This is a genomic window from Streptomyces sp. V3I7, assembly GCF_030817495.1.
GTDB lineage: Bacteria > Actinomycetota > Actinomycetes > Streptomycetales > Streptomycetaceae > Streptomyces.
Genome location: NZ_JAUSZK010000001.1, coordinates 1,405,001 through 1,429,382, shown reverse-complemented (window position 1 = coordinate 1,429,382; position 24,382 = coordinate 1,405,001). Strand labels below are relative to the sequence as shown.

The 24,382-nt window shown below is 71.0% G+C and carries 28 protein-coding genes (1 of these 28 only partly in view); 14 read left to right on the top strand and 14 right to left on the bottom strand.

What is annotated here, in order from left to right; all coding sequences use genetic code 11:
- The first annotated feature begins 52 nt into the window (after positions 1-52).
- Positions 53-1,042, top strand: a complete 990-nt coding sequence (gene moaA, locus QFZ74_RS06820) for a GTP 3',8-cyclase MoaA (protein WP_307619878.1) — start codon at positions 53-55, stop codon at positions 1,040-1,042.
- A gap of 16 nt (positions 1,043-1,058) precedes the next feature.
- Here moaA and QFZ74_RS06815 read toward each other — a convergent pair whose 3' ends face one another.
- From QFZ74_RS06815 to QFZ74_RS06795, 5 genes are all read right to left on the bottom strand, one after another.
- A complete protein-coding gene (locus QFZ74_RS06815; RefSeq protein WP_307619877.1) occupies positions 1,059-1,274 on the bottom strand; it encodes a hypothetical protein in 216 nt (71 codons plus the stop codon).
- A 215-nt stretch (positions 1,275-1,489) separates the two neighbouring features.
- Complete coding sequence (locus QFZ74_RS06810; RefSeq protein ID WP_307619876.1) at positions 1,490-1,954, bottom strand: DUF3099 domain-containing protein; 465 nt, start codon at positions 1,952-1,954, stop codon at positions 1,490-1,492.
- Between the two features lie 175 nt (positions 1,955-2,129).
- Positions 2,130-3,398, bottom strand: coding sequence for a tyrosine--tRNA ligase (gene tyrS, locus QFZ74_RS06805; RefSeq protein WP_307619875.1), 1,269 nt, complete (start codon positions 3,396-3,398; stop codon positions 2,130-2,132).
- A 56-nt stretch (positions 3,399-3,454) separates the two neighbouring features.
- The gene (locus QFZ74_RS06800; protein ID WP_307619874.1) at positions 3,455-4,849 is read right to left on the bottom strand and encodes a metallopeptidase TldD-related protein; all 1,395 of its coding nucleotides are present in this window, start codon (positions 4,847-4,849) and stop codon (positions 3,455-3,457) included.
- Positions 4,846-6,369, bottom strand: coding sequence for a TldD/PmbA family protein (locus tag QFZ74_RS06795; protein WP_307619873.1), 1,524 nt, complete (start codon positions 6,367-6,369; stop codon positions 4,846-4,848). Before QFZ74_RS06795 ends, QFZ74_RS06800 begins: the two co-directional genes overlap by 4 nt.
- Before the next feature lie 356 nt (positions 6,370-6,725).
- Here QFZ74_RS06795 and fabG point away from each other — a divergent pair, with 356 nt between their 5' ends.
- From fabG to QFZ74_RS06780, 3 genes are all read left to right on the top strand, one after another.
- Entirely contained in the window at positions 6,726-7,445 is a 720-nt protein-coding gene (gene fabG / locus QFZ74_RS06790) for a 3-oxoacyl-[acyl-carrier-protein] reductase (protein WP_307619872.1), read from the top strand.
- A gap of 5 nt (positions 7,446-7,450) precedes the next feature.
- Positions 7,451-8,218, top strand: a complete 768-nt coding sequence (gene fabI / locus QFZ74_RS06785; protein WP_307619871.1) for an enoyl-ACP reductase FabI — start codon at positions 7,451-7,453, stop codon at positions 8,216-8,218.
- A 204-nt stretch (positions 8,219-8,422) separates the two neighbouring features.
- Positions 8,423-8,767, top strand: coding sequence for a hypothetical protein (locus QFZ74_RS06780; protein WP_307619870.1), 345 nt, complete (start codon positions 8,423-8,425; stop codon positions 8,765-8,767).
- Here the strand turns inward: QFZ74_RS06780 and QFZ74_RS06775 are convergent.
- Complete coding sequence (locus tag QFZ74_RS06775; protein WP_307619869.1) at positions 8,745-9,437, bottom strand: FadR/GntR family transcriptional regulator; 693 nt, start codon at positions 9,435-9,437, stop codon at positions 8,745-8,747. The genes QFZ74_RS06780 and QFZ74_RS06775 overlap by 23 nt on opposite strands.
- Before the next feature lie 157 nt (positions 9,438-9,594).
- On the opposite strand from QFZ74_RS06775, the gene QFZ74_RS06770 reads away from it, so the two are divergent.
- The 4 genes from QFZ74_RS06770 (at position 9,595) to QFZ74_RS06755 (ending at position 12,058) form a co-directional block, all read left to right on the top strand.
- The gene (locus QFZ74_RS06770; RefSeq protein WP_373462353.1) at positions 9,595-10,836 is read left to right on the top strand and encodes a CynX/NimT family MFS transporter; all 1,242 of its coding nucleotides are present in this window, start codon (positions 9,595-9,597) and stop codon (positions 10,834-10,836) included.
- Between the two features lie 136 nt (positions 10,837-10,972).
- A complete protein-coding gene (locus QFZ74_RS06765; protein WP_307619867.1) occupies positions 10,973-11,089 on the top strand; it encodes an SGM_5486 family transporter-associated protein in 117 nt (38 codons plus the stop codon).
- A 161-nt stretch (positions 11,090-11,250) separates the two neighbouring features.
- Entirely contained in the window at positions 11,251-11,460 is a 210-nt protein-coding gene (locus QFZ74_RS06760; protein WP_307619866.1) for a hypothetical protein, read from the top strand.
- Between the two features lie 79 nt (positions 11,461-11,539).
- Positions 11,540-12,058, top strand: coding sequence for a histidine phosphatase family protein (locus QFZ74_RS06755; protein ID WP_307619865.1), 519 nt, complete (start codon positions 11,540-11,542; stop codon positions 12,056-12,058).
- A 100-nt stretch (positions 12,059-12,158) separates the two neighbouring features.
- Here the strand turns inward: QFZ74_RS06755 and serB are convergent, their stop codons facing one another.
- The 4 genes from serB to QFZ74_RS06735 form a co-directional block, all read right to left on the bottom strand.
- Positions 12,159-13,367, bottom strand: a complete 1,209-nt coding sequence (gene serB / locus QFZ74_RS06750; RefSeq protein ID WP_307619864.1) for a phosphoserine phosphatase SerB — start codon at positions 13,365-13,367, stop codon at positions 12,159-12,161.
- A 356-nt stretch (positions 13,368-13,723) separates the two neighbouring features.
- Positions 13,724-14,428: a transglycosylase SLT domain-containing protein gene (locus QFZ74_RS06745; protein WP_307619863.1), complete on the bottom strand. Its 705-nt coding sequence runs from the start codon at positions 14,426-14,428 to the stop codon at positions 13,724-13,726.
- A 400-nt stretch (positions 14,429-14,828) separates the two neighbouring features.
- Positions 14,829-15,947 (bottom strand): S-adenosylmethionine:tRNA ribosyltransferase-isomerase, encoded by a 1,119-nt coding sequence (locus tag QFZ74_RS06740; protein WP_307619862.1) that lies wholly within the window; start codon positions 15,945-15,947, stop codon positions 14,829-14,831.
- The gene (locus tag QFZ74_RS06735) at positions 15,944-16,639 is read right to left on the bottom strand and encodes an SDR family oxidoreductase (protein ID WP_307619861.1); all 696 of its coding nucleotides are present in this window, start codon (positions 16,637-16,639) and stop codon (positions 15,944-15,946) included. Before QFZ74_RS06735 ends, QFZ74_RS06740 begins: the two co-directional genes overlap by 4 nt.
- A 239-nt stretch (positions 16,640-16,878) precedes the next feature.
- Here QFZ74_RS06735 and QFZ74_RS06730 point away from each other — a divergent pair, with 239 nt between their 5' ends.
- The 3 genes from QFZ74_RS06730 (at position 16,879) to chpE (ending at position 19,070) form a co-directional block, all read left to right on the top strand.
- Positions 16,879-18,027 (top strand): GAF domain-containing sensor histidine kinase, encoded by a 1,149-nt coding sequence (locus QFZ74_RS06730; protein WP_307619860.1) that lies wholly within the window; start codon positions 16,879-16,881, stop codon positions 18,025-18,027.
- A complete protein-coding gene (locus QFZ74_RS06725) occupies positions 18,020-18,661 on the top strand; it encodes a response regulator transcription factor (RefSeq protein WP_307619859.1) in 642 nt (213 codons plus the stop codon). Before QFZ74_RS06730 ends, QFZ74_RS06725 begins: the two co-directional genes overlap by 8 nt.
- A 160-nt stretch (positions 18,662-18,821) precedes the next feature.
- Entirely contained in the window at positions 18,822-19,070 is a 249-nt protein-coding gene (chpE, locus tag QFZ74_RS06720; RefSeq protein ID WP_307619858.1) for a chaplin ChpE, read from the top strand.
- A 114-nt stretch (positions 19,071-19,184) separates the two neighbouring features.
- Here chpE and QFZ74_RS06715 read toward each other — a convergent pair whose 3' ends face one another.
- The gene (locus QFZ74_RS06715; protein ID WP_307619857.1) at positions 19,185-20,024 is read right to left on the bottom strand and encodes a hypothetical protein; all 840 of its coding nucleotides are present in this window, start codon (positions 20,022-20,024) and stop codon (positions 19,185-19,187) included.
- A 155-nt stretch (positions 20,025-20,179) separates the two neighbouring features.
- Here QFZ74_RS06715 and QFZ74_RS06710 point away from each other — a divergent pair, with 155 nt between their 5' ends.
- From QFZ74_RS06710 to QFZ74_RS06700, 3 genes are all read left to right on the top strand, one after another.
- Positions 20,180-20,977, top strand: coding sequence for an ABC transporter ATP-binding protein (locus tag QFZ74_RS06710; RefSeq protein ID WP_307619856.1), 798 nt, complete (start codon positions 20,180-20,182; stop codon positions 20,975-20,977).
- 112 nt (positions 20,978-21,089) lie between these two features.
- A complete protein-coding gene (locus QFZ74_RS06705) occupies positions 21,090-21,521 on the top strand; it encodes an NfeD family protein (protein ID WP_307619855.1) in 432 nt (143 codons plus the stop codon).
- A 131-nt stretch (positions 21,522-21,652) separates the two neighbouring features.
- Complete coding sequence (locus QFZ74_RS06700; RefSeq protein ID WP_307619854.1) at positions 21,653-22,615, top strand: SPFH domain-containing protein; 963 nt, start codon at positions 21,653-21,655, stop codon at positions 22,613-22,615.
- 67 nt (positions 22,616-22,682) lie between these two features.
- Here the strand turns inward: QFZ74_RS06700 and QFZ74_RS06695 are convergent, their stop codons facing one another.
- The 3 genes from QFZ74_RS06695 to QFZ74_RS06685 all read right to left on the bottom strand — a co-directional run.
- Positions 22,683-23,189, bottom strand: coding sequence for an HNH endonuclease (locus tag QFZ74_RS06695; RefSeq protein ID WP_307619853.1), 507 nt, complete (start codon positions 23,187-23,189; stop codon positions 22,683-22,685).
- Positions 23,190-23,356: 167 nt separating this feature from the next.
- Entirely contained in the window at positions 23,357-23,896 is a 540-nt protein-coding gene (locus QFZ74_RS06690; RefSeq protein WP_307619852.1) for a YbhB/YbcL family Raf kinase inhibitor-like protein, read from the bottom strand.
- A gap of 249 nt (positions 23,897-24,145) precedes the next feature.
- On the bottom strand, positions 24,146-24,382 hold the 3' portion of the coding sequence (locus QFZ74_RS06685) for a sporulation protein (RefSeq protein WP_307619851.1). Its footprint extends 546 nt past the window's final position; only the last 237 of its 783 coding nucleotides appear in the window; its start codon lies beyond the right edge, outside the window; its stop codon occupies positions 24,146-24,148.

Genomic DNA, 24,382 nt, shown 5'->3' with positions numbered 1-24,382 from the left:
AGGCTCGCAAGTGACGAAAAGACGAGTCTTCCGGGAAAGGGAGGGGGCCCACGTGCTCATCGACACCTACGGCCGGGTGGCCACCGACCTGCGCGTCTCACTGACGGACCGGTGTAACCTCCGCTGCACGTACTGCATGCCCGAGGAGGGCCTGCAGTGGCTGTCGAAGTCCACCCTGCTCACGGATGACGAGATCGTCCGCCTGATCGACATCGCGGTCACCTCCCTCGGGATCGAGGAGGTCCGCTTCACGGGCGGCGAGCCGCTGATCCGCCCCGGCGTCGTCGGCATCATCGAGCGCGTCGCGGCCCTCGAGCCGCGCCCGCAGATGTCCGTGACGACCAACGGCATCGGGCTCAAGCGGATGGCCAGCGCGCTCAAGGCCGCGGGCCTGGACCGGGTCAACGTCTCCCTCGACACGCTCCGTCCGGACGTCTTCAAGTCCCTCACCCGCCGCGACCGCCACCAGGACGTGCTCGACGGCCTGGAAGCCGCCCGCGACGCCGGCCTGAACCCGGTCAAGGTGAACACGGTCCTGATGCCCGGCCTCAACGAGGACGAGGCCCCGGACCTGCTGGCCTGGGCCGTGAAGAACGACTACGAACTGCGGTTCATCGAGCAGATGCCGCTGGACGCCCAGCATGGCTGGAAGCGCGACAGTATGGTCACCGCCGGTGACATCCTCACCGCCCTGCGCACCCGCTTCGAACTCACCCCGGAGGACACCGGGGAGCGCGGCTCCGCCCCGGCCGAACGCTGGATCGTCGACGGCGGCCCGCACCGCGTCGGTGTCATCGCCTCCGTCACCCGCCCGTTCTGCGCGGCCTGCGACCGCACCCGCCTGACCGCCGACGGCCAGATCAGGACATGCCTGTTCGCCACGGAGGAGACGGACCTGCGCGGCGCCCTGCGCTCGGACGCTCCCGACGAGGAGATCGCCCGCATCTGGCGCGAGGCGATGTGGGGCAAGAAGGCGGGCTCCGGCCTGGACGACCCGTCCTTCCACCAGCCGGACCGACCCATGTCGGCGATCGGCGGCTAGGCCTTCCGCCCCGCTCTCACGCTCCTTCGGGTGACTCCCAGTCGCTCAGCGGGACGACGTCCTTCAGGAAGCCCCGCACGCCCAGGAACTGGGACAGGTGCTCCCGATGCTCGTCGCACGCGAGCCATGTCTTGCGCCGCTCCGGCGTGTGCAGCTTCGGGTTGTTCCACGCCAGCACCCACACGGCGTCGGCGCGGCAGCCCTTGGCGGAGCAGATGGGGTCAGTCGTCACTGGTTCGTCTCACAAAAGGCCCGTAAACAAGGCGACGCCGAGCAGCCACGGGGGGAGCTGCCCGGCGTCGGTCCGTCGCTCCGACGGGGGATGCGGAGCGCGTACGCAGTATGTCACGGGTGACCCGTCGCCCGGCACCGGAACTGCATGATTGATCTGAGCTTTTCCTGAGGTTGCCGCCGGGCCGGCGGCCGTCCGCCGCGCGTTCGCGGTGGTCAGACCCCGTCGGCCGGGTCACGGCACGGTTTCGCCTCCGGGCCGGTCCGCGCGTCTCCCGGAGCGGACTCGGGATGCGCGGACGACGGGTCCGCGCTGCCGTCCGCTTCCCGGTGCGCGTCCGCCGGCAGCCTCGGCGCGATCTCCGCGACCGGCGACAGCGTCGGAGGGGCCATGGTCGTCGGGGTGATCGCGAAGGTCGACGGCAGCGACGGCGGCCGCTCCCGGCCCGCGTTGGCGATCACCACGGCGATGTACGGGATGATCGCCCCGAGCACCAACGCCACGATGGCGACGTACCGTTCGACGTTCCAGAGACTGGCCGCGAGGATCACCGCGAGGGTGCGGACCGACATCGAGATGACGTACCGGCGCTGCCGGCCGCGCACGTCCTCGGCCAGGCCGGTGCGTGCGCCGGTGATCCGGAAGACCTGGGCGCTGCCCCCGTCGTGCTGTTTCCGCATCACGCTCCACCATCCGCCCGCATCGGACCTCCCGGCCCCGCAGCCGACCAGCGGCCCGGCAGGAACGACCAGGCCGGGTTCCACGGTACGCCGCACTCGCCCCGCCTTCGAGACCGGGGCGGCGGACACGGCGAAGGGCGGCCCCCGAGCACGGGAGCCGCCCTTCGGACGGGGCTCAGGCGGACGCGACCTCGATCGCCGCCAGGTTCTTCTTGCCCCGGCGCAGCACCAGCCAGCGGCCGTGGATCAGGTCCTCCCGGGCGGGGACGGCGTCCTCGGCGGCGACCTTGACGTTGTTCACGTAGGCACCGCCCTCCTTGACCGTGCGGCGCGCGGCGGACTTGCTCGCCACCAGGCCGACCTCGGCGAACAGGTCGGTCACCTGGGCGAGCTCGGTGACCTTCGCGTGCGGCAGCTCGGAGAGTGCGGCGGCCAGCGTGGCCTCGTCCAGGTCCGCCAGCTCGCCCTGGCCGAACAGCGCCTTCGACGCGGCGATCACGGCGGCCGTCTGCTCGGCGCCGTGCACCAGCGTCGTCAGCTCCTCGGCCAGCGCGCGCTGCGCGGCCCGCGCCTGCGGACGCTCCTCGGTCTGCTTCTCCAGCTCCTCGATCTCCGCACGGGAGCGGAAGCTGAAGATGCGCAGGTACTTGGAGACGTCGCGGTCGTCGGCGTTCAGCCAGAACTGGTAGAAGGCGTACGGCGTGGTGAGCTCGGCGTCGAGCCAGACCGTGCCGGACTCCGTCTTGCCGAACTTGGTGCCGTCCGCCTTGGTGATCAGCGGCGTGGCCAGCGCGTGCACCGGGACATGCGGCTCGACCTTGTGGATCAGGTCGGCGCCCGCCGTGAGGTTGCCCCACTGGTCGCTGCCGCCGGTCTGCAGCGTGCAGCCGTAGCGCCGGTACAGCTCCAGGAAGTCCATGCCCTGCAGGATCTGGTAGCTGAACTCGGTGTAGCTGATGCCCGCGTCGGAGTGCAGACGCCGGGCGACGGCCTCCTTCGAGATCATCTTGTTGACCCGGAAGTGCTTGCCGATGTCCCGCAGGAAGTCGATGGCCGACAGGCCCTGGGTCCAGTCCAGGTTGTTGACCATGGTCGCGGCGTTCGGGCCGTCGAAGTCGAGGAACCTCTCGATCTGGCCGCGCATCCGAGCCACCCAGCCGGCCACCACCGCGGGGTCGTTGAGCGTGCGCTCCGCGGTCGGCTTCGGGTCGCCGATCAGGCCCGTGGCACCGCCGACCAGGCCCAGCGGTCGGTTGCCCGCCTGCTGGATCCGGCGCATCGTCAGAATCTGCACCAGGTTGCCGAGATGGAGGCTGGGCGCGGTCGGGTCGAAGCCGCAATAGAACGTGACGGGACCGTCCGCGAACGCCTTGCGCAATGCGTCCTCGTCCGTGGAGAGGGCGATGAGCCCGCGCCACTTCAGTTCGTCGACGATGTCCGTCACGGTTCTCGTGTCTCCTTGATGATCTTCGGGCGGTCGGGTGACAGCCGACTACGAGGTTATACGCCCTGACTGACAGAGCTCATATTGAAATCCGGGATGCGCAGCGCGGGCATCGCTGCCCTGGTGAACCAGTCGCTCCACTCCCTGGGCAGCGTCTTCTCCGTACGCCCCGCCTCGGTCGCCCGCCCCAGCAGACCCACCGGCGACTCGTTGAACCGGAAGTTGTTGACCTGGCCCGTCACCTCGCCGTTCTCCACGAGGTAGACGCCGTCCCGGGTGAGGCCCGTCAGCAGCAGCGTCGCCGGGTCCACCTCGCGGATGTACCACAGGCAGGTCAGCAGCAGCCCGCGCTCGGTGTCCGCGATCATCTCCTCCATGGAGCGGTCGTCGCCGCCGTCCAGGATCAGGTTCCCGGCGGTCGGGGCCACCGGCAGCCCGGTCAGGGCGGCGCTGTGCCGGGTGGTGATCAGGTGCTTCAGCTCACCGCGGCCGATCCACTCCGTGGCCGCGACCGGCAGCCCGTTGTCGAACACCGACTGATCGCCCCCGGAGGAGTGCGCGACGACGAACGGCTCGCACTCCAGGCCCGGCTCGCCCGGGTCGCTGCGCAGGGTCAGCGGCAGCCCGGACAGCTTCTCGCCGACGCGCGTGCCGCCGCCCGGCTTGGAGAACACCGTCCGCCCCTCGACCGCGTCCCGGCCCGACGCCGACCACAGCTGGTAGATCAGCAGGTCCGCCACCGCGCTCGGCGGCAGCAGCGTCTCGTAGCGGCCCGCGGGCAGCTCCACGCGCCGTTCGGCCCAGCCCAGCCGTACGGCCAGCTCGGCGTCCAGCGCGGTCGGGTCGACGTCCTTGAAGTCCCGCGTGGAGCGGCCCGCCCACGCCGAGCGCGTACGGTCCGGGGACTTGGCGTTGAGCTCCAGCGTGCCGGTGGGCTGGTCGTGCCTGAGGCGCAGCCCCGTCGACGTGCCCAGGTAGGTGGAGACGAGCTCGTGGTTGGCGAAGCCGTACAGCTCGCGGCCGCCCCCGCGCGCGCGGGCGAACGCCTCGCCGAGCGCCGGGGCGAAGTCGGCGAACACCGCGGAGGAGGTCTCGGCGGGCGCGTCCGTGAAACCGGGGGACTGCGGCACCCCGCTCACCAGCGGCTGGGCGTCCTCGGCGGGTCCGGCCTCGCGCGCGGCGTCCTCGGCGGCCCGCACCAGCGGCTCCAGTTCCTCCGCGGTCACGGCCGAGCGGGACACCACCCCGGCCGCCGTGCCCTGCTTGCCGTCCACCGTGGCGATCACCGTGAGCGTGCGCCCGCGCGTGACGCCGTTGGTCGTCAGCGCGTTGCCCGCCCAGCGCAGGTTGGCGGTGGAGTGCTCGTCGGCGATGACGACGCACCCGTCCGCCCGCGACAGCTCCAGCGCACGCTCGACGATCTCGTGCGGCTTGCTCGTACGGGCGCTCATCGACCGGCCTCCTGCGTGGTGTTCAGAATGTTGACGCTCCGGAAGAGGGCGGAGGGGCAGCCGTGGGAGACGGCGGCCACCTGGCCCGGCTGGGCCTTGCCGCAGTTGAAGGCGCCGCCCAGGACGTACGTCTGCGGGCCGCCGACGGCCGCCATCGAACCCCAGAAGTCGGTGGTCGTCGCCTGGTAGGCCACGTCCCGCAACTGGCCGGCGATCCGGCCGTTCTCGATCCGGAAGAAGCGCTGCCCGGTGAACTGGAAGTTGTAGCGCTGCATGTCGATGGACCACGAGCGGTCGCCGACGACGTAGATGCCGCGGTCCACGCCCCCGATCAGATCCTGCGTCGACAGCCCCGCCGGGTCCGGGCGGAGCGAGACGTTGGCCATGCGCTGCACGGGCACGTGCGCGGGGGAGTCGGCGAACGCGCACCCGTTGGACCGCTCGAACCCGGTCAGCCTCGCGATCCTGCGATCCAGCTGGTAGCCGACCAGCGTGCCGTCCTTCACCAGGTCCCAGGACTGCGCCTCGACGCCCTCGTCGTCGTAGCCGACGGTCGCCAGGCCGTGCTCGGCGGTGCGGTCACCGGTGACGTTCATCAGCTCGGAGCCGTACTTCAGCTTGCCGAGCTGGTCGAAGGTGGCGAAGGAGGTGCCGGCGTAGGCCGCCTCGTAGCCGAGGGCGCGGTCCAGCTCGGTGGCGTGCCCGATGGACTCGTGGATGGTCAGCCACAGGTTGGACGGGTCGACGACCAGGTCGTAGAGGCCCGCATCCACGCTCGGCGCGCGCATCTTCTCCGCGAGCAGCCCCGGGATCCGTGCCAGCTCGTCGTCCCAGTCCCAGCCGGTGCCGGTCAGGTACTCCCAGCCGCGCCCGACCGGCGGCGCGATCGTCCGCATCGAGTCGAACTCGCCGCTGGACTCGTCCACCGACACCGCCGTCAGCTGCGGATGCACCCGCACCCGCTGCTGGGTGGTCACGGTGCCCGCGGTGTCCGCGTAGAACTTGTTCTCGTGCACGGTGAGCAGCGACGCGTCGACGTGGTTGACCCCGCGCGCCGCCAGCAGCCGCCCGCTCCAGTCGGCCAGCAGCGCCGTCTTCTCCGCGTCGGGCACGGAGAAGGGATCGATCTCGTACGACGACACCCATGTCTTCTCGGCGTGCACCGGCTCGGCGGCCAGCTCCACGTGCTCCTCCGACCCGGCGGCCCTGAGCACCTGGGCGGAGAGCTTCGCCATCGCCACGGCCTGCGAGGCGACCTTGGCGGCCGCGTCCATCGTCAGGTCGACGCCGGAGGCGAAGCCCCAGGTCCCGCCGTGCACGACCCGAACCGCGTACCCGAGGTCGGTGGTGTCGGAGGACCCGGCCGGCCTTGCGTCCCGCAGCCGCCAGGACGCGCTGCGCACCCGCTCGAACCGGAAGTCCGCGTGCTCGGCCCCCAGCGCCCGCGCGCGGGCGAGCGCGGCGTCGGCCAGGGCGCGTAGGGGAAGTGCCAGGAACGACTGATCGACTTCATGGGGCACGGGTGGGGTCCCTTCGACGAGGTGCTCTCCGGCGATGGCCGTCGCAGGCAGTGAATCATGGCCCACCGGCGCCCCCAGGGGCGAGCGCGGGGCCAACCCCCGGGCCAGTGCGGCGACTTCGCACGTCCGCCGTGCCGTTCCCGAGGGGCGGCGGGACCGTGCCGGCCCGGCGGCGGGAGCGGAACGTACGGACGCGCACACTGTAGGAACCCGACAGGAGTGAAGGGGAGCCACTGTCGGTGACCGATTGCCCGTCGATGCGCCCGGACCGATAGGTTTTCGGTGAAGCCGCCTGTCATCCAGGTGTTCGGGCGGGTTGTCGGACTGTTGCAAACCGCTATCGAAAGGGTGATCCGTTGAGCCGCTCGGTTCTCGTCACCGGAGGCAACCGGGGCATCGGCCTCGCCATCGCCCGCGCGTTCGCCGACGCCGGCGACAAGGTCGCCATCACGTACCGCTCGGGTGAGCCGCCGGCCGCCCTGACGGAACTCGGCTGCCTGGCCGTCAAGTGCGACATCACCGACCCCGAGCAGGTGGAGCAGGCCTACAAGGAGATCGAGGCCGAGCACGGCCCGGTCGAGGTCCTGATCGCCAACGCCGGCATCACCAAGGACCAGCTGCTGATGCGCATGTCCGAGGAGGACTTCACCTCGGTCGTCGACACCAACCTCACCGGCACCTTCCGCGTCGTCAAGCGCGCCAACCGCGGCATGCTGCGCGCCAAGAAGGGCCGCGTCGTCCTGATCTCCTCGGTCGTCGGCCTGCTCGGCTCGGCGGGGCAGGCGAACTACGCCGCCTCCAAGGCCGCCCTGGTCGGCTTCGCGCGCTCGCTCGCGCGGGAGCTCGGCTCGCGCAACATCACCTTCAACGTCGTCGCGCCCGGTTTCGTCGACACCGACATGACCCAGGCGCTCACCGACGAGCAGCGCGCGGGCATCGTGTCGCAGGTGCCGCTCGGCCGTTACGCGCAGGCCGAGGAGGTCGCCGCGACGGTGCGGTTCCTCGCCTCGGACGACGCCTCGTACATCACTGGAGCCGTCATCCCCGTTGACGGCGGACTGGGAATGGGTCACTGATCACCATGAGCGGAATTCTCGAGGGCAAGCGCATCCTGATCACCGGTGTGCTGACGGAGGCATCCATCGCCTTCCACACCGCCAAGCTGGCCCAGGAGCAGGGTGCCGAGATCATCCTCACCGCGTTCCCGCGGCCCACGCTGACCGAGCGCATCGCCAAGAAGCTGCCGAAGCCCACCAAGGTCATCGAGCTCGACGTCACCAACGAGGAGCACCTCGCGCGCCTGGCCGACGTCGTCGGCGAGGAGCTGGGCGGTCTCGACGGCGTCGTGCACTCCATCGGCTTCGCGCCGCAGGACGCGCTCGGCGGCAACTTCCTGAACACCCCGTTCGAGTCGGTCGCCACGGCCATGCACGTCTCGGCGTTCTCCCTGAAGTCGCTGACCATGGCCTGCCTGCCGCTGATGCAGAACGGCGGCTCGGTCGTCGGCCTCACCTTCGACGCGCAGTACGCCTGGCCCCAGTACGACTGGATGGGCCCGGCCAAGGCCGCCCTGGAGGCCACCAACCGTTACATGGCGCGCGACCTGGGCAAGCAGAACATCCGCTGCAACCTCATCTCGGCGGGCCCGCTCGGCTCCATGGCCGCCAAGTCCATCCCCGGCTTCGCGGAGCTCGCGTCCGTGTGGGACAACCGCGCGCCACTGGAGTGGGACCTCAAGGACCCGGAGCCGGCCGGCCGCGGCGTCGTCGCCCTGCTGAGCGACTGGTTCCCGAAGACCACCGGCGAGATCGTCCACGTGGACGGCGGCCTGCACGCCGTCGGCGCCTGATCGACATCACCGGCCGAGTGACCGCCGAGGCCCGCGCCCCCTTCCGGGTGCGGGCCTCGGCGTGTGTGCACTGATGGCCCAATGGAGCGGCGATGTCACCCGTTCGGCCCACCGGCCGGGCGTGATCGTGCCCTGATGGCGCACTCTGAGATGCGGGTTCACCGCGTGCGTTCCCTCCCCAGCACGGCCGAGGAGGTTCCCCTTGTGCGCCTGTTCCAGAGCCTGGCCTCAGTGACCGCGGCCGCCGCGCTCGTGCTCTTCCTGCCCTACGAGGCGCTGCCCCACGCGCGCGTGAGGACCGACTCCGCCCCGCACCTGTTCGGGGCCGAGTGCCGTACGGCCGTCGACGGCTCGCACGTGGTGGCCTACTGCCACAACCCCTATGTCGGCACCGATCGCGTGAGTCTGCACATCGAGTGCGCCCGATGGTGGGACCTGGACACCGATACCGACCCGGTCGACGCCGGACCGGCGACGACCGTACGGCTCTCGGGCCGGTGCTGGAAGGAGGTCGGCTCGGCGTGGGTCAGCCACGGGAAGGAGAGCTGAACCGCCCCGGCCGGCACAGGAACGGGTAGCTCGCGGCCTCGGTGGCCGCCGCCTCGGCGTCGCCCGCGCGGATCGCGTCGACGAGCCGCGTGTGGTCCATGTGCGTCTCCGGGGTCAGCCGCGTGCCGACGTCGGCGCGCAGCCACTCCCGCAGCACCTCGCCGAGGTCGGCGTACATCGCGGTCATGACGTCGTTGTGCGAGGCGGCCACCACCGCGAGATGGAAGGTCGCGTCGGCGGTCACGAAGTCCTCGGCGTCCCCTGAGTCCCAGGCCTGCTCGCGCCGCAGGAGGAGCGCGTCGAGCTGCTTGAGGTCCTTCTCGGTGCGCCGCTCGGCGGCCAGCTTGGCAGCGGCCGACTCCAGCGTGGAGCGCAGCTCGGCGATGTGGCGCGGGTCGGCGTCGGCGAACCGGCGGTGCATCACGCCCGCCAGCTCGCTGGTCGCCACGACGTAGGTGCCGGAACCCTGGCGGATGTCCAGCAGACCGTTGTGCGCGAGCGCGCGGACGGCCTCGCGCACGGTGTTGCGGGCGACGCCGAGCTGCTCGACCAGCTCCGGCTCCGTCGGGATGCGTGATCCGACCGGCCACTCGCCCGAGGTGATCTGGTTCCGCAGCTCGGCGATGACCTGCTCGGACAGTGCCGAACGGCGGGGGTGGCTCAAAGGCATGGCACACCTTCGCACGCGTGCGCCGGGCGGATCCGGCCCGGGGATGGACAGTCAATCATCCCATGATTCTATGATGGACGGCATGGCAGGCGAGGAAACCAGGACGGCAGCGCGTCCTTCATCGGGCTCATCGGGTACGACATCCACGGCTACGGCCATGGCAGCGGCCACGGGTGAACGCGTGAGGCACACCCCGCCCGCGCGCGCGTGGGCGACGCGCCTGGTCGTCGTCGGCATCGTGCTGACCGCGCTGAACCTGCGCCCCGCCATCACCAGCCTCGGCGCGCTCCTCGAAGAGGTCCGCGACGGGCTCGGCATGAGCGGCAGCGTGGCCGGACTCCTCACGTCCGTGCCCCCGTTGTGCTTCGCCGTCTTCGGCGTCATGGCGCCCCGCCTCGCGCGCCGCTTCGGCCCGGCCGCCGTGGTGTGCGCCGGCATGGCCGCCATCACCGCCGGCGTGCTCATACGCCCGTACGCCGGCGGCACCGCCGCCTTCCTGGCCGCCAGCGCGCTCGCACTCATGGGCATCGCCGTCAGCAACGTGCTGATGCCCGTCATCGTCAAGCGCTGGTTCCCCGACTGCGTCGGCTCCATGACCGGCCTGTACTCGATGGCTCTCGCCCTCGGCACCTCGGCCGCCGCCGCGGTGACCGTCCCCATGACCGGCGCGCTCGGCGGCAATTGGCGCTCGGGCCTCGCCGTATGGGCGGCCCTCGCCGCCGTGGCGGTCCTGCCCTGGCTGCCTCTCGTACGGCAGAAGGGCACCGCCGACGAGCCCGTGCGGGACGAGGGGGACCAGCCGCGGCCCGCTCCGCTGCGGATCACCCGGAGCCGTACCGCCTGGGCGCTCGCCGTCTTCTTCGGACTCCAGGCCACCGCCGCCTACATCACCATGGGCTGGATGCCGCAGATCTTCCGTGACGCGGGCGTCCCCGCGAGCACGGCGGGACTGCTCCTCGCCGTCACCATGGTCATGGGCGTACCGCTGGCCTTCGTCATTCCGCGCCTGGCCACCCGGCTGCCCCACCAGGGGCCGATCGTGCTGGTCCTGGGCGCCTGCGGCCTCTCCGGCTACGCGGGTCTGTACTTCGCCCCGGCGGCCGCCCCCTGGGCCTGGGCCCTGCTGCTCGGCGTCTCCAACTGCGCCTTCCCGCTCGCCCTCACCATGGTCGGCATGCGGGCCAGGACCGGCGGGGGCGTCGCCCAGCTCTCCGCCTTCGCGCAGAGCACCGGCTATCTGATCTCCATCCCCGGACCGCTCCTGGTCGGCATCCTCTACCAGCACACCGGCGGCTGGGGCGTCCCGATCGCCCTCATGGCCTGCCTCATGCTGCCCCAGATGGCGGTGGGCGTCCTGGCGGGCCGCGACCGCACCGTGGAGGACGAGGCGCGGGCCTGACGGGCCAGGGCCCGCTCGGGGCGAGGGGCTGGATCGGGGACGGCGGGCCAACTCGGGACGAGGGGCCGGCTCGGGACGAGGGGCGACCCGCGGCCCCGGCGGATCCGGTCCGGGCGGCGGGTGGGAGACTGGCCGTATGCCCGTGCTCGAACCGAACCCCCAGAACGGCCAGAAGAAGCTGCTGATCGTCCTCGGCGCGTTCTTCGCCATCTTCGTGGTCATCGCCGTCATCGCGACGATCGCCGCCCCCTGACCCACACCCGCGGTAGGGCTGACCCCCCTGTCCCCTAGGGGGCGAGTGTCAGGGTCAAGTGGGTGGATCACCGGATGGGTTGGCGGCAGCCGATTCCGTAGCGTCGAGATGCGCACCGCGAGACGCGGGGCGCGCACCACTCGGAGACAGCGGAGGCGGTCATGTCGGTCCATGCGCACACCCGGCCCCGTCCGGCGGCGACCCGGGGCGGCGCCGAGACCCGGCTGCCCTGGTGGGCCCTCGCCCTGCCGGCGCTCGCCTTCGCCTGCCTGCTCGGGCTGATACTCAACCCGTCCGAGGCCCAGGCGGCCACGGGCGCACCCTCGCTCGTCCACCTCTTCGAGCAGCTGCTGCCGCTGATCGCGCGCTAGCGCGGGGTGGCCTTCGAACGGTGAATCGGCATGTCAACTCCCTGCGCCCCATGGCCTGTTTCATGCGAAGCTGGGACCCATGAGCGTCGCAGAACCCCGCAAGATCGTCCTCTTCCGGCATGCGAAAGCCGACTGGCCGCAGGTGACCGACCACGAGCGGCCGCTCGCTGAGCGGGGCCGCAAGGACGCCCCGGTCGCCGGACGCAAGCTGGCCGACCTCGGTATCCCCTTCGACCTGGCCTTGTGCTCGACCGCGACCCGGACCCGCGAGACCTGGAAGCTCGCCGTCCAGGAGTTCCCGCACCGGCCGAAAACCGTCTACGAGGAGCGGATCTACGACGCCTCGCCCGGCGAGCTGATCGCCGTGCTCAACGAGGTCCCCGACGACGTGCGGAGCGTGCTCCTCATCGGCCACAACCCGGGGGTGCACGGCCTGGCCGACGTGCTGACCGGCGCGGCCGAGGACGACGCCCACGAGCGGATGCGACGCCGCGGGTTCCCCGCCGCGGCCTACGCCGTGCTGACCTTCACCGGCTCGTGGAAGGACGTGGAGCCGGGCGTGGCCACGCTGACCGAGTACTGGGCACCGTCCGAGTGACCCCTGCCCCACGCGACACGAAGGGGCCCGGCACCGATGCGGTGCCGGGCCCCTTGCCGTGAGCGGGAGGCGCTTGCCGGACAGGAAGTGTCCGGGCCGCTCAGCTCTCGTCGTGCGTGTTCGCCGCCTCGACCTCTTCGCGCGTGACGCCCAGCAGATAAAGGACGGTGTCCAGGAAGGGGAAGTTCACCGCGGTGTGCGCGGCCTCGCGGACGACCGGCTTGGCGTTGAAGGCGACGCCCAGCCCGGCCGCGTTCAGCATGTCCAGGTCGTTGGCGCCGTCGCCGATCGCCACCGTCTGGGACAGCGGCACCCCGGCCTCGGCGGCGAACCGGCGCAGCAGCCGTGCCTTGCCCGCCCGGTCCACGATCTCGCCGGTGACCCGGCCGGTCAGCTTGCCGTCGACGATCTCCAGGGTGTTGGCCTGGGCGAAGTCCAGTCCCAGACGCTCCTTCAGGTCGTCGGTGACCTGGGTGAACCCACCCGAGACGACGCCGACTTGGTAACCGAGCCGCTTCAGCGTGCGGATCAGGGTGCGCGCGCCCGGCGTCAACCGCACCTCGCTGCGCACCTTCTGTACGACCGAGGCGTCGAGCCCCTTCAGCAGGGCCACGCGCGCGTGCAGCGACTGCTCGAAGTCCAGTTCCCCGCGCATCGCGGCCGCCGTCACCTCGGCGACCTCGTCCTCGCAGCCGGCGTGGGCGGCGAAGAGTTCGATCACCTCGTCCTGGATCAGGGTGGAGTCCACGTCCATGACGACCAGGCGCTGGGCCCGCCGGTGCAGCCCCGCCGCCACGACCGCGACATCGACGCCGAGCGCGCTCGCGTCGGAGGCCAGGGCGGTGCGCAGGGGCTCGGTCTCCACGCCGGACACCGCGAACTCGACCGCCGTGACCGGGTACTTGGCGAGCCGGAAGACACGGTCGATGTTGCCGCCGACCTTGGTGATCCGGGCCGTGATGGCGGCCGTCGACTCGGCGGTGAGCGGGTGGCCGAGGACGGTCACCAGGGAACGTCCCAGACCGCGCGGGCGGTTGTCGCCGTGCCCGGAGATGATCTCCGCCTGCATCTTCATCGACTCGGCCCAGCTGTGCACGGTGGCCCGGAGATCGCCCTCCAGCCCGGTGGGCGGCTGGGTCACGAGCGCGCAGAGGACCAGCCGACCGCGGGTGACGACCTGCTCGATGTCGACGACATCGACGTAGTAGGCGGCAAGGGTGTCGAAGAGACCGGCCGTGATGCCCGGCCTGTCCTTGCCGAAGATTTTGACGAGGAGAGTGGGGCTCTCGGAACTCTGCGAAGCGCTCATGGTGCATCCACCGTATCCGGCACTGAGTGCCTCGCGCCTGCGAGGTCCGTCTGACGGACACGGAACACTGGGTGTTTGGCCGGTGTCCGGGACCTTGCGCGCCGGACACGATCCGGTCGACCGTCGTCAGACTACTCCCGCTACTCCCCGCTGCCGCTGGTCATCCGCCAGCTTCCCGTGCCAGACCGTGACTCCCGCGTCACCCAGTGCCAACAGCTCCGGGGACCTTCGAGGGGGCCGCTGAAAAGCCGGCTGCTGAACGAACAGACGACCTGGGCCGGGATGTGAACGGAGGGCGGTACCCGGGGGTCCCGGGTACCGCCCTGCGGCGTTCACGCCTGAGGCCCGCGCCTACCTCAGTACGCGCTGTTGACGTTGTCGATCGAACCGTACTTGTCGGCCGCGTAGTTGGCGGCGGCAGTGATGTTCGCGACCGGGTCGTAGATGTTCCAGGACGTGCCCTGGACGTGGTACGCCTTGAACGTCGGCGGGATCACCTGGAGCAGGCCCTTCGACGGGATGCCGTTGATGGCGTTGATGTCCCAGTCGTTGATGGCCTTCGGGTTGCCCGAGGACTCACGCATGATGTTCTTGTGCAGCCCGTGGTACGAACCCGGGATGCCCTTGTCGTGCATGATGTCGAGCGCCTGGTTGATCCAGCCGTCCAGGTTGTTCGAGTACGTCTTCGCGGAGACCAGCTGGACCTCCGGGCGCGACGCGGACCGGCTGGCGGCCTCGTGCGTGCGCTCCTGCGCGGCCTTCTTGGCGGCCTCGGCGTGCGACTCGGCCTGGACCTTCATCTTCGCGGCGATCGCGTCGAGCTTGACGTTCTCGGTGGCGAGCTGGTCGGTGACCGTCCCCTTGACGGTCTGGACCTTCTCGGAGCTGTAGGCCACGTGCGTCGCGGCGGGCGCCGCGGCGGTGTGGGTGGTTTCCGCGCTGTTGGGAATCGCGGAGACAGCGATGGCTGCGGCACCGAGAGCGGTGACGCCGGCGATCGCGATCTTGTGCTGCTTGGTCAGCTGTCGACCGCGAGCACGAATACTCATGTTCTTGGGCATGGCAGTTGGACCTCTTCGAATAGCGCGGACGCCGCTCACTCGTGGCGGGGGAATCGGTTCCGGCCCGCAAGAACGCCGCGAGTCCAAACCCGCGGCGCTGAGCGACAGCAGCAATTCTTAGCGGTCGCAAAATGCCCTGGCAAAGGTGTGACGTACGATCCTGGGTAGTGGATCAGGGTGGGCAAAACGGGACAGAGGGTGCGGTTTGCCCCGTTCGCAACGGTCCTCTTTGTCTCCTATGTTCCTTCGTACGTGATCTGCGCCCTATGTGCGGGCTCACATGGGGCACCCTTCCGAATCACGCTGAGTTGCTTGAGCAATGCCCTGTGTGAGCGGGTTTTCGGCGGTCCGCGCCGGGCCCTCCCCAGGGACCGCGAACGGCCCTTCCAGGGAGGAACTCCTAGGGGAGAAGAAGGTGCGTGTCCCCGAATTCGTGCCACAGATAGGAGGCCTGGAGCGCCTCCTCGTAGCCGCGGTCCACCACGGCGCTCCCCGCTATCGCCTCCAGCATCAGCAGATGCGAGGCCGCCGGCTCGTGCAGCCCGGTCAGCAGGCCGTCCACGACGCGCACCCCGCGCGCGGGCGTCACCACGAGATCCGTCCACCCCGCGGCCGCCCGCACCACCCCATCCGGCCCCGCCGCCGACTCCAGGGCCCGTACGGCCGTCGTCCCGACGGCGACGACCCGCCCGTCGCGCTCCCCGGGACGTCGGCCGCCGCGCGCCGCCCGGACGGCGTTCACCAGCCGCGCCGAGGCCTCCGGCACCACGAACCGCTCCGGATACGGCGGCTCGTGCGCCTCCGCCGACGCCACCCCGGTGTGCAGCGTGATCGGCGCGAATCCCACGCCCCGGCTCACCAGCTCCGCCACCAGCCGCGGGGTGAAGGGCCGGGCGGCACTGGGCATCTCCGCGCTGCCCGCCCCGTCGGGCGACGGGAGCGCGAACACCGTCTGGTAGGCGGACAGTGGCTGGTCCCGCTCCGTATAGGAGTAGCGGATGGGGCGGCCGTGTTCCCGCAGCAGCTCCGTGACCTCCGCCCCGGACACCCGCGCCCACCACAACCGCTCGCCCCGCGCACTCAGCGGAGCCTCCAGCACCAGCCGCCCGCCTCCGGGCAGCCACACCTCTGTCTCCGCGCGCACGCCCGCCCGCGCGCGCGTTGTACCGCATCCGTCAGGGTTTCTGAGCTCCACCGCCCACCGGCCGTCGTCCCCGCGCGTGGAGAAGTGCACCACCACGCGCGCGTGCCCGGTCGTGTCCTCCACCTCTCCGTCCACCGCGGCGGCCAGCGTCGGCGAGGTGTTCACGACCAGCAGGTCCCCGGCCCGCAGCAGCCGCGGCAGCTCCGTGAACGCGTGATGCGTCACGTCGGTGCCCCGTGACACCAGCAGCCGTACGCCGTCCCGGCCGAGCCCGGTCCCGCGCTGCTCGACGGGCACGCGCGCGGACAGTTCCTCGGGAAGGCCGTCCCAGTCCCGGACGTGCGGGGTCCTGGAGGCCCCCGTGACCGGTGTCACCGCACGTCCAGCAGAGCGGGCGCCGCGTACCGGCCGCTGGCCGGGCGCTCCTCCAGGAGCCGCAGGAACGCCGGCACCACGCTCTCCGGCGCGGGCCGCGGAGCGTGGTCGTCCGGTACGGCCACCGCGTACAGGTCCGTCGCCATGTCCCCGGGGTCGACCGCCCACACCCGCAGCTCCGGCTCCTCCACGGCGAGCACCGCGGCCAGCTGGTCCAGCGCCGCCTTCGACGCCCCATAGCCGCCCCACGTCGGATAGGCCTCCACCGCCGCGTCCGAGCTGACCGCGATCACCGTGCCCGCCGACGACTCCCGCAGCAGCGGCAGCGCCTCCTGGACCAGGCCCAGCGCGGCCACCACGTTCACCTCCAGCGCGCGCCGCAGCCCTTCCAAGGGCAGCTCCGCCAGCGGCACCAGCGGCTCCGCGCCCAGCGCGCTGGCGTTGTGCACCAGCAGATCGAGACCGCCCAGCTCGCGCGCGGCGTCCAGCAGGGCCGCCCGGTGCCCCGGATCCGTCACGTCGCCCGGCCACGCCACCACCCGCTTCCCGTGCGAGGCGACGAGCCCGGCCGACTCCGCGAGCGGGATCGGGTCCCGCGCGTCCAGCACCAGATCCCACCCCCGTACGGCCAGCGCCTCGGCGAGCGCGAACCCCAGCCCCTTCGAAGCCCCCGTGATCATCGCTACCGGCATGACAACCGTCCCCTCTTCCGCGCCGTCCTGTGATCGGCGACGCACCCAACCTAGGAAGGAGACGATCCCGAACGCCTCGGGCACCGGCCGCAACCGCGCAGGGCCCTTCGGCCTACGCCGCCGGCCCGGGCCCGGACCTAGATCACCGGACCTAGATCACGGGACCTACGTCCACCGGCCCAGCCGCCGCCGTCACCAGGCCGATCCGCACTGTCACACCCCGCCGGTACCGTGAGGACATGAGTCAAGGCCCCCGGTCCGGCCTCGCCGCGGTGAGTTCCGCGCTGCTGGCCATGAGCAGGCACCTGGAGGTGCGCGACGTCCTCAAGACGATCGTCGCCTCCGCGCGCGAGCTGCTCGACGCGCAGTACGCCGCCCTCGGCGTCCCCGACGATCACGGCGGCTTCGCCCAGTTCGTGGTCGACGGTGTCAGCGACGAGCAGTGGAAGGCCATCGGCCCGCTCCCGCGCCAGCACGGCATCCTCGCCGCGATGCTGCACGACGCCCGCGCCGAGCGCCTCTGCGACGTCCGCAAGGACTCACGCTTCGAGGGCTGGCCGGCCGCCCACCCCGAGATGTCCGACTTCCTGGGCCTGCCGATCCGCGACGGCGACGAGATCATCGGCGCGCTGTTCCTCGCCAACAAGCTGCGCCCGGCGCAGGATTGTGATGGCTGCGGCTTCACCGAGGAGGACGAGGAACTGCTGTCGATCCTCGCCCAGCACGCCGCGATCGCCCTCACCAACGCCCGCCTCTACGAACGCAGCCGCGAGCTGACCATCGCCGAGGAGCGCTCCCGCCTCGCCAACGAACTCCACGACGCGGTCAGCCAGAAGCTGTTCTCCCTGCGCCTGACCGCCCAGGCCGCGACGGCGCTGATCGACCGCGACCCCGCCCGCGCCAAGGGCGAGTTGCAGCAGGTGACCGCCCTCGCCGCCGAGGCCGCGGACGAACTGCGCGCCGCTGTCGTCGAGTTGCGCCCCACCGCCCTCGACGAGGACGGACTGGTCGCCACCCTGCGCACCCAGATCCAGGTTCTCGACCGCGCCCACACCGCGCGCGTGACCTTCACCGGCACCGGCTTCCGCGCCCTGCCCGCCGCCCAGGAGGAGGCCATGCTGCGCGTCGCCCAGGAAGCCCTGCACAACGCACTGCGCCACTCCGGGGCCGAGCACGTGGACGTCACGCTCGGCAGACACGGCTCCGGCGCCGTCCTGCGCGTCACCGACGACGGCAAGGGCTTCGACCCGCAGTCGGTCCGCAGCGCCGGCCGCCATCTGGGCCTGGTCTCCATGCGCGACCGGACGAGCGGGGTCGGCGGCACGCTGACCGTGGAGTCGGCGCCCGGCAAGGGCACCACGATCGAGATGGAGGTTCCCGGTGGCTGACGCGATCAAGGTGCTGCTCGTCGACGACCACCAGGTCGTCCGCCGGGGCCTGCGCACCTTCCTGGAGGTGCAGGACGACATCGAGGTCGTGGGCGAGGCCCCCGACGGCGCCGAAGGAGTCGCCCGCGCCGAGGAGTTGCGGCCCGACATCGTCCTCATGGACGTCAAGATGCCGAGCATGGACGGCATCGACGCGCTGCGCAGACTGCGCGAACTCGACAACCCCGCACGCGTGTTGATCGTCACCAGCTTCACCGAGCAGCGCACGGTGGTGCCCGCCCTGCGCGCGGGCGCCGCCGGGTACGTCTACAAGGACGTGGATCCCGACGCCCTCGCCGCCGCCATCCGCTCGGTCCACGCCGGCCACGTCCTGCTCCAGCCCGAGGTGGCGCAGGCACTCCTGACCCAGGAGGAGACGGGCACCGGCCAGGGCAGAGGAGGCTCCCTCACCGAACGGGAGCGCGAGGTGCTCGGACTGATAGCCGACGGCCGGTCCAACCGCGAGATCGCCCGCGCCCTGGTCCTCTCCGAGAAGACCGTCAAGACGCACGTCTCCAACATCCTCATGAAACTCGACCTGTCCGACCGCACCCAGGCCGCGCTGTGGGCCGTACGCCATGGCGTTGCCGGCTGAATCGTCCTGTCATACGGCAATACGGAAGGTCCCGTTCCAGGCTGAGATTCATACCGTCGTGGGAATGTCACCCGTATGGCGCATCCTCTCGGGCCGCCCCGCGTTCTCCAGTGCGTACCGCGGCACCCGCCGCGGTGATCGCCAAGGGAGGGCTTGAGAAGTGAAGAACCTGAAGAAGGCAGCGGCCGTGACGATGGTGGCCGGTGGCCTGGTGGCGGCCGGCGCGGGCATGGCCTCCGCCACCAACGGCGGCTCCTGGGCCCACGGCGAGGCCAAGCACTCTCCGGGTGTCGTCTCGGGCAACCTCGTCCAGGCCCCGATCCACATCCCCGTGAACGCGGTCGGCAACAGCGTCAACGTCATCGGCGTCCTGAACCCCGCCTTCGGCAACGTCGGCCACAACCACTGACGCCCGGTCCCGGCCTCCCGCTTCATTCGGGAGGGGCACCACTCAGCCCGTCCGGCGTTCGAGGACGAGGCCGTTCAGGCCGAAAGCGGGGGCCTGGGGGCGGCAGCCCCAACGTCACCGCAACCCACGCTCCCGCTCCTCCACAACGGAGTTGTACGTCGCGACGAGCGCCCGCCGAGCCGTCCGCTCCACCGGCCGCAGCGCCGCCGCCCGAGCCGCCATCTCCGACGCGCTCACCGCACCCCCGTGCCCGTTGTCGTACGCGAGCGAGATCAGCAGCCCCACCCGCTGCGCCAGCTCCAACACCCGTACCGCCCGCGGCGGATACCCCGGGGCCAGCACCTCGCGCCCACTCCCGCCCGTCGCCCGACCACCACCCCTCAACGAGGCGCTACGCGCCGCCCCATCGACTCGCGCCCGGTACGCGTCGATCGCCGCCTCCGCGACCGGCCCCGACCCGGCCACGTCCAGCCGCGCGAGCACCTCGGTCGCCTCCCGCAGAGCCTCCGCCAGCTCCCGCTCCGCCTCACCCAGGGACGGCACATCGGCGGGCGGCGCCTCCCGCACCGGCAGGCAGTGCCAGACGACCTCGGCATGCACATCACCGGCGGGCCCGGCCTCGTACACCTCGGGCACGAGCCCGAACGCGGCGCCGTGGCAGAGCACCGCCTCCTCGGCCTCCAGCGCCCGCGCGTTGAACTCCGGCGGCCCGCACAGCCCCAGTGGATGCCCGGGCGCGGGAAGCGCCACCCGCAGCCCGCTCGCGCCCAGCGACCGCAGCCGGCCCAGGGCGAGCGTGAGCCCGACCGGCGCCGACTCACCCGGCAGCCCCTCCACACGATGCACCGCGTCCTCGCCGACGATGGCGAGCGCGGCGTCATCCGGTGCGACAAGTCCGGCCAAAAGGGCATTTCCCCATGCGGCGAGGCGTCCTGAACGCGGTTCCGAGAGCATGGCTCCACCCTAAGGACCGGACCGAGGGAATGGACTGTGGTACCGGTGGCGTAGATTTCGTGTGGGGGCTGCGCCCACCGAGGGCGGCAGACCGAGCCCACAGGCGTATGCACGAGCCGAGACCGGCCACCACTGCAAGGGGAGACAACACGCTCATGAGCGATGTACTGGAGCTTCAGGACGTATCCGTGGTCCGGGAGGGCCGGGCTCTGGTGGACCAGGTCTCCTGGTCGGTGAAGGAGGGCGAGCGCTGGGCCATCCTCGGCCCCAACGGCGCCGGCAAGACGACCCTCCTGAACGTCGCCTCCAGTTACGTCTTCCCCACCGAGGGCACCGTCTCCATCCTGGGCGAGACCCTCGGCAAGCCCGGCACCGACGTGTTCGAGCTGCGCCCCCGCATCGGCGTGGCCGGCATCGCGATGGCCGAGAAGCTCCCCAAGAACCAGACCGTCCTCGAGACCGTGCTCACCGCCGCGTACGGCATGACCGCGCACTGGCACGAGAACTACGAGGACATCGACGAGCAGCGCGCCCGCGCCTTCCTCGACCGCCTCGGCATGAACGAGTTCCTGAACCGGAAGTTCGGCACCCTCTCCGAGGGCGAGCGCAAGCGGACCCTCATCGCCCGCGCCCTCATGGCCGACCCCGAGCTGCTCCTCCTCGACGAGCCCGCCGCCGGCCTCGACCTCGGCGGCCGCGAGGACCTGGTCCGCCGCCTCGGCCGGCTCGCCCGCGACCCGATCGCCCCCTCGATGATCATGGTCACCCACCATGTCGAGGAGATCGCCCCCGGCTTCACCCACGTCCTCATGATCCGGCAGGGCAAGGTCCTCGCCGCGGGCCCGCTGGAGCTGGAGCTCACCTCCCGCAACCTCTCCCGTTGCTTCGGCCTCCCGCTCGTCGTCGAGCAGGTCGGCGACCGCTGGACCGCCCACGGCCTCCCGATGTCCTGAGCCACCCCTGAGCCCACTCCTGAGCCCACTCCTGAACCAAGTCCTGCTCGATGTCCTGAGCAGCCCCCTTCGCACCCTGTCGGCCCCGCGACCGCGCCCCTACCATGACCGTGTGAACGACATCGACGCATGGGTGTGGTGGCTCGTCGGCGCGGTCGCGCTGGGAATCCCCCTCGTGGTGACCGCGATGCCGGAGTTCGGCATGCTCGCGGTCGGCGCCCTGGCCGCCGCGGGCGTCGCAGGCCTCGGCCTCGGCGTCGTGCTCCAGGTGATCGTCTTCGTGGTCGTGTCGGTCGCCCTCATCGCTGTCGTACGGCCCATCGCGTCCCGGCACCGCGACCAGCGGCCCCGACTCGCCACGGGCGTCGACGCCTTGAAGGGCAGGCAGGCCGTCGTACTCGAACGGGTCGACGGCGCCGGCGGGCGCATCAAGCTCGCCGGCGAGGTCTGGTCCGCCCGCGCCCTCGACACCGGCCGCGCCTACGACGTGGGCCAGGAAGTGGACGTCGTCGACATCGAGGGGGCCACGGCGATCGTGATCTGACCTCGTGTGAATCAACTGCGCCGAACACTCCCCGAGTTGTACGACGGTCTGTCAGACTCGAGCAGCAAGATCTTCGACAACCATAAGATCTGCCGAAAGCTCCGAGGCGAAGAAGGGTACGGGGAACGACGATGGAACCGGTCATCATCGTCCTGATCATTCTGGTGGTGTTGGTCTTCATCGCCCTGATCAAGACGATCCAGGTCATCCCACAGGCCAGCGCCGCCATCGTGGAGCGCTTCGGCCGCTACACGCGGACACTCAACGCGGGACTCAACATCGTGGTCCCGTTCATCGACACCATCCGCAACCGCATCGACCTGCGCGAGCAGGTCGTGCCGTTCCCGCCGCAGCCCGTGATCACCCAGGACAACCTGGTGGTCAACATCGACACCGTCATCTACTACCAGGTGACCGACGCGCGGGCCGCCACCTACGAGGTCGCCAGCTACATCCAGGCGATCGAACAGCTCACCGTCACCACGCTCCGCAACATCATCGGCGGCATGGACCTGGAGCGCACGCTCACCTCCCGCGAGGAGATCAACGCGGCGCTGCGCGGCGTCCTCGACGAGGCCACCGGCAAGTGGGGCATCCGCGTCAACCGCGTCGAGCTCAAGGCCATCGAGCCGCCCACCTCCATCCAGGACTCGATGGAGAAGCAGATGCGCGCCGACCGTGACAAGCGCGCCGCGATCCTCCAGGCCGAAGGTGTCCGCCAGTCGGAGATCCTGCGCGCCGAGGGTGAGAAGCAGTCCCAGATCCTGCGCGCCGAGGGTGAGGCCAAGGCCGCCGCCCTGCGCGCCGAGGGCGAGGCCCAGGCCGTCCGTACGGTCTTCGAGGCCATCCACGCCGGCGACCCGGACCAGAAGCTGCTCAGCTACCAGTACCTCCAGATGCTCCCGAAGATCGCCGAGGGCGACGCCAACAAGCTCTGGATCGTCCCCAGCGAGATCGGCGACGCCCTCAAGGGCCTGTCGGGCGCCATGGGCAACTTCGGCAACCTGACCGGCGGTGGCCCGAGCGGCGGCAACGGCACCTCCGGCAACGGCGGCGGCGCCACCGAGCGCCGCGAGAAGCCGCAGATCGACTGACGTACCGTTCACGACGTACGAGAGGGGCTCACCTTCCTGGGAAGGTGAGCCCCTCTCTCATGATCGGTTAGGCCGCCGACTGCGTCAGCCACTGTGGCAGCGCCGCCAGATCGTCCTGGCCGAGGGCCAGCAGCATCGCGTCCTGCGGCGTTGGCTCGAACGGCAGCCGCAGCAACGGCATCCCCGCCTGCTCGGGCGTCCGGTCGGCCTTGCGGTGATTGTCCTCGGCGCACGAGGCCACCGTGTTCAGCCATGTGTCGGAGCCGCCCTGCGCCCGCGGCACCACGTGGTCCACCGTCGTCGCCCGCCGCCCGCAGTACGCGCACCGGTGCCGGTCCCGGACCAGCACCCCCCGCCTCGACCACGGGGCTTGTCTTCGGAACGGCACCCGCACGTACCTGCACAGCCTGATCACCCGGGGCGCGGGTATGTCCACCTCGGCACCGCGCATGCGCAGCTCGGGGTGGGCCTGCTCGACGACCGCCTTGTCCTGGAGCACCAGCACGACGGCACGGTTCAGCGTCACCGTCGACAGCGGCTCGAAGCTCGCGTTCAGCACCAACGTGTCCCGCATCCAGCCCACCTCCTCTGTGCGCCACCCACCCCCGGCGGGCGTGGATCAACTCTGGACGGGCGCGCCGAGATGGACAACGCAATAAAAAATGCCCGCCCCAGATCACTTCCAAGACCTGGGGCGGGCAAACGTTCCGTGAACGCTCGGCCGACGTGGTGCTCCGCGCGTCAGCCCTGCGCGGGGTTCTCGTACTCGCCGATGAGCTGGCCCCGGGCGATCGTGTGGAACCGCAGATTGAAGCCGACGACGGCAGGAGAGGCGTCGGAGTCCACGCCGAGCTTCTCCTTGTCGACCGCGTACACCGTGAAGACGTACCGGTGCGGGCCGTCGCCGGGCGGCGGGGCGGCCCCGCCGAAGTCCTTCGTCCCGTAGTCGTTCCGCACCTGGACCGCGCCCTTGGGCAGCCCCTCGAAGGAGCCGCTGCCCGCACCCGCCGGCAGCTCGGTCACCGTGGCCGGGATGTCGAACACGACCCAGTGCCAGAACCCGCTGCCCGTCGGGGCGTCCGGGTCGAAGCACGTCACGGCGAAGCTCTTGGTCTCGGGCGGGAAGCCCTCCCACCGCAGCTCCGGCGAGATGTTGCCGCCGGAGTGGACCTGAGCGTCCTTGAGGGTCGCCCCGTCCGCGATGTCGTCGCTCGTCACGGTGAACGACGGCACGGGCGGATGGAAGTCATGGGGCAGCGGCCGCCGCTTGAGCTCGGACACCTCGGTACCTCCTTGATCGCTACGTGCAGATGGATCCGAGCCTAGGGGGTGTCTCGTCGGTCATGCCGGACTCGCGACGCCTGGCACGCACCTCGCTGCGTTGTCGTCGGTTGCCGATTCCCCCAAGCTCTCGGCTTCGCTCGAGCAGGGGGGACCCCCACGCATCGACGCCCTCCTCCGCCTTGCGATGCACGGCACCAGACGCCGCTCCCTGATCCGGCCTGATCGACGAGACACCCCCTAGAACCCCTAGAACCAGTTGCGCTTGCTGCCGACCTCGGACAGCCACTGGTTGAGGTACGCCGCCCAGTCGGTCCCGTGGAAGTCGTGCAGGCCCACATGGAACGAGCGGAACGTGTCGCTGCCCTCGCTGAACAGACCCGGCTTCTTGTCCATCTCCAGGACGACGTCCATGCCCTGGCCGTCGGCCACGAAGCTCAGCTCCACCTGATTGAGGCCGCGGTACTGCGCCGGCGGGAAGAACTC